The 13261-nt window shown below is 35.9% G+C and carries 13 protein-coding genes; 9 read left to right on the top strand and 4 right to left on the bottom strand.

Annotated elements, in window-relative coordinates; translation table 11 throughout:
• Positions 1–13: 13 nt before the first annotated feature.
• The 4 genes from BMX49_RS08200 to BMX49_RS08185 are packed head-to-tail and all read right to left on the bottom strand — an operon-like array spanning position 14 to position 2809.
• Positions 14–361 (bottom strand): FtsB family cell division protein, encoded by a 348-nt coding sequence (locus BMX49_RS08200; protein ID WP_034716062.1) that lies wholly within the window; start codon positions 359–361, stop codon positions 14–16.
• 1 nt (position 362) lies between these two features.
• On the bottom strand, positions 363–998 hold the full coding sequence (gene udk, locus BMX49_RS08195) for a uridine kinase (protein WP_375600473.1): 636 nt from the start codon (positions 996–998) through the stop codon (positions 363–365).
• 59 nt (positions 999–1057) lie between these two features.
• Entirely contained in the window at positions 1058–1678 is a 621-nt protein-coding gene (locus BMX49_RS08190; RefSeq protein ID WP_034716064.1) for a SanA/YdcF family protein, read from the bottom strand.
• Positions 1679–1684: 6 nt separating this feature from the next.
• Positions 1685–2809: a 2Fe-2S iron-sulfur cluster-binding protein gene (locus BMX49_RS08185; protein ID WP_034716065.1), complete on the bottom strand. Its 1125-nt coding sequence runs from the start codon at positions 2807–2809 to the stop codon at positions 1685–1687.
• Positions 2810–2842: 33 nt separating this feature from the next.
• Here BMX49_RS08185 and BMX49_RS08180 point away from each other — a divergent pair, with 33 nt between their 5' ends.
• The 9 genes from BMX49_RS08180 (at position 2843) to BMX49_RS08140 (ending at position 12726) form a co-directional block, all read left to right on the top strand.
• Positions 2843–3415, top strand: coding sequence for a TlpA family protein disulfide reductase (locus BMX49_RS08180; protein ID WP_034716068.1), 573 nt, complete (start codon positions 2843–2845; stop codon positions 3413–3415).
• A 143-nt stretch (positions 3416–3558) separates the two neighbouring features.
• A complete protein-coding gene (locus BMX49_RS08175; protein WP_375600470.1) occupies positions 3559–4536 on the top strand; it encodes an iron chelate uptake ABC transporter family permease subunit in 978 nt (325 codons plus the stop codon).
• Positions 4537–4544: 8 nt separating this feature from the next.
• Entirely contained in the window at positions 4545–5468 is a 924-nt protein-coding gene (locus BMX49_RS08170; protein ID WP_034716073.1) for an ABC transporter ATP-binding protein, read from the top strand.
• Between the two features lie 164 nt (positions 5469–5632).
• Positions 5633–6085 (top strand): MarR family winged helix-turn-helix transcriptional regulator, encoded by a 453-nt coding sequence (locus tag BMX49_RS08165; protein ID WP_034716075.1) that lies wholly within the window; start codon positions 5633–5635, stop codon positions 6083–6085.
• Between the two features lie 5 nt (positions 6086–6090).
• Positions 6091–8484 (top strand): 3-hydroxyacyl-CoA dehydrogenase/enoyl-CoA hydratase family protein, encoded by a 2394-nt coding sequence (locus tag BMX49_RS08160; protein WP_034716077.1) that lies wholly within the window; start codon positions 6091–6093, stop codon positions 8482–8484.
• Positions 8485–8608: 124 nt separating this feature from the next.
• A complete protein-coding gene (tnpA, locus tag BMX49_RS08155) occupies positions 8609–9073 on the top strand; it encodes an IS200/IS605 family transposase (RefSeq protein ID WP_034717355.1) in 465 nt (154 codons plus the stop codon).
• A 96-nt stretch (positions 9074–9169) separates the two neighbouring features.
• Positions 9170–10351 carry a thiolase family protein gene (locus BMX49_RS08150; RefSeq protein ID WP_034716079.1) on the top strand — a complete coding sequence of 394 codons (1182 nt, stop codon included), beginning with the start codon at positions 9170–9172 and terminating at the stop codon, positions 10349–10351.
• Between the two features lie 99 nt (positions 10352–10450).
• Positions 10451–10816 carry a four helix bundle protein gene (locus BMX49_RS08145; RefSeq protein WP_034716082.1) on the top strand — a complete coding sequence of 122 codons (366 nt, stop codon included), beginning with the start codon at positions 10451–10453 and terminating at the stop codon, positions 10814–10816.
• A gap of 119 nt (positions 10817–10935) precedes the next feature.
• Positions 10936–12726, top strand: coding sequence for an acyl-CoA dehydrogenase FadE (locus BMX49_RS08140; RefSeq protein ID WP_034716084.1), 1791 nt, complete (start codon positions 10936–10938; stop codon positions 12724–12726).
• Positions 12727–13261 lie beyond the last annotated feature (535 nt).

The following is a 13261-nucleotide window of genomic DNA, read 5'->3' as shown; positions in this document are numbered from 1 at the left end:
GTTTAGCTACTAATTACTTAACATTCTTCGTACTGTCGACCACCAAAATAAAGATTTCTTCATTCGGTTTCTTCATGAAATAATTCTCACGAGCGAACTTTTCTTTTTCGTCTTTATTGTTCATTAATTTCTTGTAAAACTCGTCGTTTTTTTGATATTCGGATTGATAATAAGCCAACTGATGTTCGTACTTTTTAACTTCACTATTCAACTCATTAATAACCAAAAAAGAAGTACTGTCAAAGAAAATCATCCACATCAAAAATAGAACAATCGTCACAAAATATTTATTCACAAAATATTTTTGAATGAATTTTAGCTTTGGTGACTTGGGTTTAATTTCTTTAATTAAGTCTTCCATTTTAATGTGTTTTTTTCAAAGTATTATTAATAACGGTCGAAAGAAAATCAATGGCAACCGTATTTTGCTTCATATTCGGAACGATCAAATCAGCTTCGTTTTTCGATGGCTCTATAAATTCCTGATGCATCGGTTTCAAAGTGGTTTGATAGCGGTGCAAAACTTCCTGCAGATCCCGGCCACGTTCTTGCGTGTCACGGCGAATTCTACGGATTAATCTTTCATCAGAATCGGCATGAACAAAGACTTTTAAATCATATTCTTTCAATAATTCAGAGTTCGTTAAAACCAAAATCCCCTCTACAATTAAAACATTTCTGGGTTCTATTGAAACATGATCGCCCGTTCTAGAATGCGTTACAAATGAATAAAGCGGTTGTTCAATAGCGTCGCCACTTTTCAGGGCTTTTACATGTTTGATCAGCAAATCAAAGTCAATCGATTTTGGATGATCATAATTCAGAACTTCCCTTTCCTGTAAAGTAAGATTCGGATTATCATGGTAGTAATTATCCTGAGAGAGCACATTGACTCCTTCTGTATTGAGTTGCTGAAGAATTTTATTGACAACTGTAGTTTTCCCTGAACCTGTTCCTCCTGCAATTCCTATTACGAGCATATTATTGTTTTTACAAATATAAGATTTTGTCTTAAATTCTTTCGTAAAACTAAATCTAAATTATTAGCGTAAGAAATCTACACTTTTTGTTCAATATTAAAGATATAATAAATCACAGCGACTACTCTGGCTAAAAATTCGCGAGACTGATTTCTGTAAAAACTTTTATTGGCCAAAACATCCTGCGCATCAAAGCCGAGCGCGTTCATACCGCTATTTCTGGCGTAGAATAAAGCGCGTAAATTGTGAAAGCCCTGGGAAACCACGATCACGTCTTTTTGATGATAAACTTCTAGGCAATTCTTAATACTTGCTTGGGTTTTAAAACCTTTTGGATCTTGAATAATGATATTTTCGGGAACACCTTCTTGGTAAATCAGATAATCCTTCATCGCGGCAGGTTCATCGTAACCTTTGCTTTTTTCACCACTCACAATAATTTTCTTAATTTTTCCGTGATGATACAAAAGCGCGGCAGCATCCATCCTAGCAGTGAAATACGGATTTGATACTCCCGATCTCATTTTGGGCGAAGTTCCTAAAACCAAGGCGGTTTGACGTGGCGGAATTTTAGAAATCTTGGTGTACGTTCTTCCGTTTGTGACGGCAAAAACCCAAATATTAGCCAAAATCATCAATAGAATCCCGATTTCGACGAGATTAAAAAATGATTTGAATAAGTCTAATATTTTTTTCAAAATCTTTTACATTAAATCGAAATTAACTTTAACATTCTTGCTCAAAACGACTGACATGCAAGCCAATATTTTCCCCGACGCTTCTTCTTTTTTTGTTAGATATTCGTTTTCTAACAATTCAACTTCGCCTACTTCCAAAATACATTCACAACTACCGCAGATCCCTGATTTACAAGAATAAGGGACCGGAAATTTTTGAATCAGCAGTTGCTGCAACAATCGCATTTTATTATTTTTTAAAGTAGTTTGATAATTGTTATCAAAAAGCTTGAAATCAACAGCGATATTTTCAATCAAAGGAAACTCTTTTTCTACTGGATAAATATCTTCATTAAATTCCTCGAAAAGCTCAAAGTGAATATTTTTCTTGGGGATTCCATGTTCATAACAAGCGTTGGCAATTGACTTGATCATTTCGCCTTTGCCACAAATTAAAACTTCATCCACCGCGTCCCAAATTCGACTTTCTTCATCAGTATCATCCAACATCAAAATTTGATTGATGATTAAAGCTACTTTTTTTTCATTTAAACGCCCTTCAAAAAGACCATTCCCAATTTTTTCTTGAGAGTAAAAGTAATGAATTTCCAAGCGGTCCGGATTATTCTTAACCAATTCAGCTAATTCATTTTTAAAGATGATTTGCTCCCTCGTTTTATTACCGTAAAAAAGAAATAATCTAGTTCTGGGTTCAGTATGTAAAAGATTTTTGAAATGACTTAAGATCGGCGTAATTCCTATTCCACCCGCAAAGCCAACAATAGTTCGGAATTCGTGAGGTTTAGAAATGATGGTGAATCTTCCTCTGGGTTCAGAAACTTCCAATTGATCTCCAATTTGTAAGTCTTTAAATAAAGTATATGCAAAACTTTCTTCACTGTTTATTTTAATACCTAGTGTAATTTTTCCTTCGTAAGGTGCCGAAGTCATTGAAAAATCTTTGTGCAGATGATTGCCATCGGACTTGAGTCGAAGAGTGACATATTGCCCGGCTTCAAACTGATAATGGGAAGACAATTCTGGTGGTATTTCAAATTCCAGCGTAAAGGTACTTTTGGTAAGTTCTTGCTTTTTCGCTAATTTTAGCCAGTGAAACTCGATTTGTCTAGCTTTAGGTAGAAGATTTTCCATAATTAATAAGAATTCAAAATTAACAAAAATAAAATGAAAAGACTGATTTTTGGTGTGGTGTTATTAACAGCACTTTCGGCTTGTAACAAAGAAGCAACCGTAACAGAAACAACCGATGAAGAAACTGCGGATGCTATAATCGCAAACGAATCAGACGGTTCTATGGATGCGGTTATTCCTTTCAAACGTGTAGAGTTAAATCCAGATGAGACTTCGAAACTTCTTGGTAAAAAAGAAAATGACACTCTTTATATCACAAATTTCTGGGCAACTTGGTGTCCGCCATGCATCAAAGAAATACCGCATTTCAGAGAGAAAATGACGGAATTAAAATCGCAGCCAGTTAAGTTTACGTTCATAAGTTTAGATCCAAAAGAAGATTGGGATACGAAAGTGAAAGCTTTTGCTGAAGAGAACGGACTTTCAGAAAACGTCGTTTTACTGGATGGTTCAACGCTTACACCGGCATTTTTTCCAGCCAATTTTAAAGATTGGGATGGCGGTTCAATTCCATTTACATTTATGAGAAAAGGCGACAAGACTGATGAAACAGTGGGAATGATGAGCATGGAAGCTTTAACAGAAAAAATTAATTCTTTCAAATAATTTCAACTAAAAGTCACAAAAGTTACTGCCTAATTTGATTAGAAAGTACTATTGCAGTTTGGTGTTTAAAAAAATCAAATTCTAATAGCATTTTCAAATTTAAATAAACGCACCACCTTTGTGACTTTTTCTTTATAATGCTAATGTCTAAAAACTTTAAAATCACCGGTATATTCGTCGTCATCGGAATTATCATTTCGGTGTTAATCAATTTGAATATTGGTTTTATGAATTTAAGTTTTTCAGACTTCTTCTCCTCTAGTTCAGAACATTCTCAGATTGCGCAACTCCGCATCAATCGAGTTTTAGTTATGATGTTAGCGGGAATTTCGATTCCAACGTCTGGTTTTTTACTGCAGGAATATTTTCAAAATCCTTTGGCGGGACCTTCTGTTTTGGGAATTACGTCTGTGGCGAGTCTAAGCGTCGCTTTTTATATTTTCTTTTCCAAAGATTATATTCTTCCAGAGTTTCTGCAAAACAGTTTTTTGAGTATTTCTGCTATTGGTGGAAGTTTACTTTTGATGATTGTCCTACTGGCATTTTCAGGCAAGTTTCAGGATAAATCATTCCTGATCATTTTCGGTTTTTTAATCTCAGCGCTGGCCGGAGCCGTAGTTTCTATCCTTCAATTTTACGCAGAAAATCAAAGTTTGAAGAACTACATTTTGTGGAGTTTTGGTGCAAATAATCAGGTTTCTACTAATCAGATTCTGGTTCTTAGCTTAATTGTGGCAGTAGGATTATTTTTAAGTTTTAAAACCATTAAACCTTTGATTGGGAATTCATTGGGGACGGCTTATGCACAAAGTTTGGGAGTGAATTTAAAGCATCTGAAATACTTTGTTATCATTTCATCGTCGTTGCTTTCTGCTTCTGTTACCGCATTTTTAGGGCCCATTTTATTTATTGGAATTGTGGTTCCTCATTTCTGCAGAATGCTATTTAATCCGGCAAAGTTATGGCAGCAATGGATTTTAAATATGTTGTTGGGCATTTTAATTATGGAATTTTTCTCGATTATATCTGAATCAACACAGTTTCCTCTGAATGTAATTACTTCCCTATTTGGAATCCCTGTTATTCTGACGATGATGTTAAATAACAAAAGAACCACGTAAAAAGAAGGATGTTTCTAGAATTAAAAAATACTGCAATCGGTTATCAAACTACTTTAATTAAAGAAGTTAATACGGGATTGAGCTTAGGAGAAATCTGTCTTTTAATTGGAAATAATGGAGTTGGAAAAACCACTTTGATTAAGAGTATTCTCAATCAAATTGAATTATTAAATGGTGAAGTTATATTAAATGGAAACTCTACCAAAACTCTTTCATCAAGAGAAATGGCTAAACAGATTGCGGTCGTCTTTGCAAAGTCTCAAATTCCCGCAAACTACACTTTACGAGATTTAATCTCTTTTGGGAAATACATTCATTATCCTTATTATTTTGAACTAAGTGAAACTGATCAACAAGAAGTTGAAGAGATTATTGAAAGTCTAAATCTGACGCAATACAGCGATTTTCAATTGACTCAATTATCAGATGGAAATCTGCAAAAAGCTTTTATTGGTCGAGCTCTGGCTCAAAATTCACCCATGATTATTTTAGATGAACCAACCACACATTTGGACGAAGAAAACAAAATCATCATTCTCAAATTATTACGAAATTTAGCGCAGGAGCATCACAAATTGATTCTGTTCTCGTCTCACGATTGGCGGTTAGCAAAAGAGTTTGCAAATAAAATTTGGCTCATTAACAATGAAAAATTAGAAGCCGGAATTACGGAGGAAATTCTGCTAAAGCATGATGAATTACTTAATCCTAACCTATTTCAGTTGAATGATGGCTTCGTGGCTCCGAAAATAACAGCGCCCTATTTGCACAAAGAAATGCTCTACTCTTTTCTTCAAAAAAACTTCCAAAAAAAACTTTCCCATCTTCAATTTGAATTTAAACTATCTTTTTGGGTGATTTCAAATGGAGATATTCAAAAAAAATGCTATTCTTTTGAAGAAATTTCTGCATTCATTAAAAAACTTCACTGATTCCTCATTTCACACGGCTTTTTAAAGTACTATGCATGCATAGTATTATGCTCATCATATCTTTTAATGATTTGATTTTCAGTTATTAACAAACATTTAACAAATAAATATACTATGCATGCATAATATTAATTATATTTGACATAACCACATTACCTACTATTATGAACAATAAGAACAATGAAAAAGTCGAGAATATCGACCTCATTTTAAAGTCAACTTGGCTCGCTGTTTCAAAAATGTATTCAGAATTGGCGCAAGATCATGCTGCTACGGCGGTTCAAGCACTAACGCTCTTGAAAATTGACCCTAAAGAAGGAACTCGAAGTACGAATCTAGGACCGAAAATGGCGATTGAACCCACGTCTCTAACCCGAATTATCAAACTTTTAGAAGACAACGGCTATATCTATAAGGAAAAGACAAGTAGTGACAAACGGGAAGTGATTATTAAACTCACTGAAAAAGGATTAAACTCCAGAAACTTGTCAAAAGAAGTGGTGGTGAACTTCAACAAAAAAGTGGTAGAAAAAATTTCTGCTGAAAAAATGGATATTTTTAAAGAAGTCATGACTGACATTTTGAAAATCGCCAATGAATTAAATAATAAAAAATAAGGAATATGCACAGAAGAATCAAACACGTTACGGTTTTAGGTTCAGGAATTATGGGTTCCGGTATTGCAGCACACTTCGCCAACATCGGTGTACAGGTGCTTTTATTAGATATCGTTCCCTTTGAACTGACTGAAGCTGAACAAAAAAAAGGTCTGACCAAGGAGGATAAAGTTGTAAGAAATAGAATTGCAGCGGAGAACTTTGTAAAATTACAGAAATCAAGTCCGGCACTACTATACACTCCGAAATTCGCGGAAAGAATTACGGTTGGAAACTTTGATGACGATTTAGAAAAAATTAAAAACACAGACTGGATTATTGAAGTTGTTGTTGAAAGACTCGACATTAAGAAATCGGTTTATGAAAAGATAGAACAGTTTAGAAAACCGGGAACGTTAGTTTCATCCAACACTTCTGGAATTCCGATTCATTTCCTGATTGAAGGAAGAAGCGATGATTTCAAAAAGTATTTCGCAGGAACGCATTTCTTTAATCCAGTGAGATATTTACCACTTTTAGAGGTGATTCCTACGCCGGAAACGAATCCTGAAGTCATTCAATTCTATATGGAATATGGAGCGAAATTCTTAGGAAAAGCAACGGTTTTAGCAAAAGATACGCCAGCCTTTATCGCCAATAGAATTGGAGTCTTCTCGATGATGAACTTGCTTCATGAAGTGAAAAACTTAGGTTTAAATGTTTCTGATATCGATAAATTAACTGGTCCTGTAATCGGGCGGCCGAAATCTGCGACGTTCCGTACGGCTGATGTTGTTGGTTTAGATACTTTGGTCATGGTTGCTGATGGTGTTCGAAACAGTAAAATGGAAGCGAACGATTTTAATGATGTTTTCAAACTTCCTGATTATGTTCAGAAGATGGTTGACAACAATTGGTTAGGATCTAAATCTGAACAAGGTTTCTATAAGAAAATTAAAAACGCTGAAGGTAAATCTGAAATTCAAGGTTTGAATTTAGATACCATGGAATATGAACTCCAAGGAAAGACGGACTTCCCTACGCTTGCCTTAACGAAAGCGATTGATAAACCGATCGACCGTTTCAAAGTTCTCATCGCTGGTAAAGATAAAGCAGCAGAATTGTACCGTAAATCTTTCGGAGCCTTGTTCGGCTACGTTTCTCATAAAGTTCCAGAAATCGCTGATGAAGTTTACAAAATCGATGACGCCATGCGTGCTGGTTTCGGCTGGGAAAATGGACCCTTCGAAATTTGGGATGCAATTGGTGTTCAAAAAGGAATTGAATTGGCGAAAGAAGCCGGTTATGAAGTTTCCGATTGGGTGAAGAGTGTTGAATCTTTCTATAAGGTGAATGACGAAGGTCAAAGTATTTTCTTCGATCAAAACGCTGGGAATTATGATAATATTCCAGGTCAAGAATCTTTTATCATTCTAGATAATATTAGAAAAAACAAAACGCTTTGGAGCAATTCAGGATCTTCAATCCAGGATTTAGGCGATGGAATTATCAACTTTGAAATCCATTCTAAAATGAATTCTTTAGGTGGTGAAGTTTTAGATGGTTTGAACAGAGCCATCGACTTAGCTGAAAAGGATTATGATGGTTTAGTTGTTGGAAATCAGGGAGCGAACTTCTCTGTTGGAGCGAATTTAGCCATGATTTTAATGATGGCGATCGATCAGGATTGGGATGATTTGAATATGGCAATCGCTTATTTCCAGAAATCGATGATGCGCGTTCGCTACTCCTCTATTCCCGTAATCGTTGCGCCACACGGAATGACTTTAGGTGGTGGTTGCGAAATGACCATGCATGCTGACAGAGTTGTGGCTGCAGCAGAAACCTATATTGGTTTGGTAGAAGTTGGTGTCGGAGTAATTCCTGGCGGTGGTGGTACTAAAGAAATGGCGTTAAGAGTTTCTCGTGAATTCCAGTCTGATGATGTTAAAAATAATCGGCTTCGAGATATGTTCATGAATATCGCGATGGGTAAAGTGGCAACTTCTGCTTACGAAGCTTATGATATGGGAATTCTTGAAAACTATAAAGACATCGTGGTGGTCAATAAAAACCGTCAGATCAAAACGGCAAAAATGTTCGCTCTAAGTTTAGCGGAACATGGTTACACGCAACCGATTGAACAAAAAGTAAAAGTTTTAGGACGCGATGCTTTAGGAATGTTCTTAGTTGGAACCGATCAAATGTTAACTGGAAAATATATTTCTGAACACGATAAACTAATTGCTGATAAATTAGCCAACGTTTTAGTAGGTGGAAATCTTTCTGAACCAACAATTGTTACGGAGCAATATTTATTGAATCTGGAAAGAGAGACTTTCTTGCAATTGTGTGGAGAAAGAAAAACTTTGGAAAGAATTCAGTTCATGTTAACCAAAGGTAAACCGTTGAGAAATTAAAAAAAGTTCCGTAGGAACGATCTGCTAATGGAAAATTATTTTTTTCAACAGCCTCGTAGAGGCGACCCGTTAATAATATGACAAATCAAATCATAAAAAGCCTCGTAGAGGCGACCTGTTAATGATGGCAAACACCTATACACAAATTTACATTCAAATTGTTTTCGCAGTGAAAGGCAGACAAAACCTAATTGCAAAAGAGAACAGAGAAGAATTGCATAAATTTATTACAGGTATTGTTACCAATCGAGGTCAGAAATTATTTGCCGTTTTTGCAATGCCAGATCACGTTCATATTTTGGTTAGTATTGGTCCAACCATTTTGATTTCTGATTTGGTAAGAGATATTAAAGCAGGTTCTTCAAAATTTATCAATGATAAAAATTGGATAAATGGAAGATTTAATTGGCAGGAAGGTTATGGAGCATTTTCTTATTCTAAAAGAGGTGTTGATTCGGTTGTAAAATATATTATGAATCAGGAAGAACACCATAAAAAGAAAACATTTAAAAATGAATATTTAGGTCTTTTAGAAAAATTTGAAATCGAATATGATCAAAAATATTTATTTGAATGGATTGAAGATTAACAGGTCGCTCCTACGGAGCTCTCAAAAAAACCATTAATAAAAAAGGCTATTAACAGGAAACCTCTCCGAGGTTATCAATTTTAAAAATATAAAATAATGAAACAAGCATATATAATAAAAGGATTTAGAACAGCAGTTGGCAAGGCGCCAAAAGGTTCTCTTCGCTTCACGCGTCCCGACGTCATGGCAGCAACCGTAATTGAAAAATTAATGGCTGCCGTTCCAGAGTTAGATAAAAACAGAATCGACGATGTAATCGTTGGAAACGCAATGCCAGAAGCCGAACAAGGTTTGAATGTTGCGCGTTTAATTTCATTGATGGGATTAAAAACGGATCAAGTTCCAGGTGTTACGGTGAACAGATATTGCGCTTCTGGAAGTGAAGCGATTGCAATCGCATCGGCTAAAATTCAGGCCGGAATGGCTGATTGTATCATCGCTGGTGGAACAGAATCAATGTCTTACATTCCGATGGGTGGTTACAAACCCGTTCCAGAAAGTGATATGGCTAAAACCAATCCTGATTACTATTGGGGAATGGGTTACACCGCGGAAGAAGTTGCGAAACAGTTCAATATTTCTCGCGAAGAGCAAGATGCCTTTTCTTTCGACTCTCATAACAAAGCTTTAAAAGCAAATGAGACCAGAAGGTTTAAAGATCAGATTGTCCCGATTCCGGTTGAGTACAATTATCTGGATGAAAACCAAAAAATGCAAACCAAGAAATACGATTTCTCTGTAGATGAAGGTCCAAGAAAAGGGACAAGTTTAGAAGGTTTGGCAAAATTACGTCCGGTCTTTGCAAATGGCGGATCCGTAACTGCAGGAAACTCTTCTCAAATGAGTGACGGTGCGGCTTTCGTAATTGTAATGTCTGAGGAAATGGTGAAAGAATTAGGACTGGAACCAGAAGCAAGATTAGTTGCCTATGCCGCCGCAGGTTTAGAGCCAAGAATCATGGGAATGGGTCCTTTATACGCCGTTCCAAAAGCCTTAAAACAAGCAGGTTTAGAATTAAAAGACATCGATTTAATTGAGTTGAATGAAGCCTTTGCATCTCAATCCGTGGCTTTGAAAAAAGAGTTAAATCTAAATCCAGATATCTTAAACGTCAATGGAGGCGCCATCGCATTAGGACATCCACTAGGTTGTACCGGAACAAAATTAACCGTTCAACTGCTAGACGAAATGAAAAAACGCGGCAACATGAAATACGGAATGGTGACGATGTGCGTGGGAACGGGTCAGGGAGCGGCGAGTATTTTTGAACTGCTTTAGAAGACGAATAGATAATAGACGGATAGATGATAGACTTTAAAAAAGACAATTAGATGATAGACTGATGGATAATAGACATTAATCTAAAAACTTTAAAGCATGAGTGATTTTAAGAGACATAATTTTAAGAAATTAAAGATTTGGCAGATGGGTTTAGAGATAGCCAAAACTATTCTAGATTTAACAGATACCTTTCCAACAATCGAGAAGTTTGGTCTTAAAAGTCAAATGGATCGGTGCTCAATTTCGATTCCGTCTAACATAGCAGAAGGTTCAAGCAGAACCAATAAATCTTTCAGTCATTTTATAGATATTTCTTTAGGTTCCTCATTTGAGTTGCAAACGCAACTTCTACTAGCAAATCACAGAAAATATTTAGTGCAAGATGCGACTGAAGAACTAGAGAGCAAAATCGAAGATTGGCAAAGAGCCACGATGGTTTTTCAAAATACCTTAAAAGAATAAGAAGACAAGAAGATAATAGACTGATAGATGAAAGACTTTACCGTGCGGTTTTAATCTATTATCTATCCGTCTATCATCTATTCGTCTCAACCAAAATCTAAAATTAAAAAAAACAAATAATGAGCGATACAACAACAAAAACACTAAAAGGCGGCGAATTCATCATCAAAGATATTCCGGCCGCAGAATTATTCAGTCTTGAAGAATTGACTGAGGAGCAAAAAATGCTTCGTGATTCTATTAACGAATTTATGGAGCGAGACGTGATTCCAAACAATAAACGTTTCGAACAGAAAGATTATGCTTTGACTGAAGAAACCATGCGCAAATTAGGCGAAATGGGAACTTTAGGAATTGCAGTTCCAGAAGCGTACGGCGGACTCGGAATGGGTTTCGTAAGTACGATGTTAGCCTGCGATAAAATTTCTGGTGGAAACGGATCATTGGCAACAGCGTATGGTGCACACACGGGAATTGGAACGCTTCCTATCCTTCTTTATGGAACGGAAGAACAAAAACAAAAATACCTTCCTGCTTTAGCAACGGGTGAAAAATTCGGAGCTTACTGTTTGACAGAACCAGATGCAGGTTCCGATGCGAACTCTGGAAAAACAAGAGCAGTCTTGACAGAAGATGGGAAACATTACATCATCAATGGACAGAAAATGTGGATTTCAAACGCAGGTTTTGCGGAGACTTTTACCTTTTTCGCTAGAATTGAAGATGATAAAAACATTACGGCTTTCGTCTTTAACAAGTCGGAGTTAGAAGATCCCGCCAGCTTTACCATGGGTGAAGAAGAGCATAAATTAGGAATCCGTTCCTCTTCTACACGTCAGGTTTTCTTTAATGATATGAAAATCCCGGTGGAAAATCTTTTAGGAGAAAGAAACAATGGTTTCAAAATCGCCTTGAATGCTTTGAATGCAGGCCGTATTAAATTAGCTGCCGCAAACGTTGACGGACAGAGAAGAATTACTTCAATGGCGATTAATTACGCCAACGAAAGAAAACAGTTCGGAGTTTCCATTTCGACTTTTGGAGCGATTCGTAAGAAAATTGCCGAAATGTCAACTGGAATTTTCGTTTCAGAATCTGGATCGTACAGAGCGGCGAAAGATGTTGAAGATAAAATTGAGGAATTCATCGCTGGCGGCATGAAACACGAAGAAGCAGAATTAAATGCTTTGGCAGAATATGCGGTGGAATGTTCTATTCTTAAAGTTTATGTTTCAGATTTAACGCAACATATTGCTGACGAAGGAATTCAGATTTACGGTGGAATGGGCTTCTCAGAAGATGCACCCATGGAGGCAGCTTGGAGAGATTCCAGAATCAGTCGTATCTACGAAGGAACCAACGAAATCAACCGACTTCTTGCCGTAGGAATGTTGATTAAGAAAACAATGAAAGGCGAACTTGATTTGTTGAAACCAGCCATGGCGATCGGAAAAGAATTGATGGGAATTCCGTCATTCGAAGTTCCAGATTATTCAGCCTATATGTCTGAAGAAAAAGCCCTCCTTCACAACTTGAAGAAAGTATTCTTAATGGTTGCGGGAGCGGCGCTTCAGAAATATATGATGGACATCGAAAAACAGCAGCATCTTTTATTAAATGCCTCTGAAATTTTGAATCAGATCTATATGGCAGAATCTGCAATTTTAAGAGCAGAGAAACATTTCGATACTGATTCTGTACAAGCCTCAATGGCGAGATTAAATCTTTACAAAGCCGTGGAAGCAATCTCTACTGCAGCGAAAGAAGGAATCGTATCTTTTGCAGAAGGCGACGAACAGCGCATGATGCTTTCTGGTTTACGCAGATTTACAAAATACACCAATATGCCAAATGTAGTTGCCTTGACTGAAAAGGTTGCAGCCCATTTCGTGGAAAAAGGATCTTACTAGAAATAGTTTGATATGTGGTTTGAACGCTCTGAGAAATCGGGGCGTTCTTTTTTTGTGATTATAAGCAAAGATTTAAGTTGGCACTATAGGTTTAGAAAACTAAATCTTTTTAATGGCTAATCCTCATTCTTAATTTTTAATAATGTTTCCAAAAAAGTATGAAACTCATCGAGAACTAATTTTAAACTTTTATTATCATCTTTTTCTTCAACTATCTCATCTCTTTTAAAGACAGTTTTTTGTATAAATGTAAGTCTCGAGTTATAATCATTAATTGAATAATGTTCAAACAAATATGATTTATCGTCTGTTTTTAAACTAAATCCATTTTCAATTCTTTCGATTTTTAAATGATTATTATTTTGATCATTTAAAAAATTACATAACTCATCAGTAACTCTTCGTCCTTCTTTTGATTTTCTAATTTTTTTTGTTCCATTTCTTCTAAAGTTAAATTCTTTGTCATTATTTGTATATTTAATAATTGTTAAATAATAGAAATCTATTTTTTAGAATGAAATATCACATAGTTTAA

It is taken from the genome of Kaistella antarctica (assembly GCF_900109615.1).
Lineage (GTDB): Bacteria > Bacteroidota > Bacteroidia > Flavobacteriales > Weeksellaceae > Kaistella > Kaistella antarctica.
Note: the sequence above shows the minus strand (reverse complement) of the source record. Positions and strands in the feature narration are given on the sequence as shown.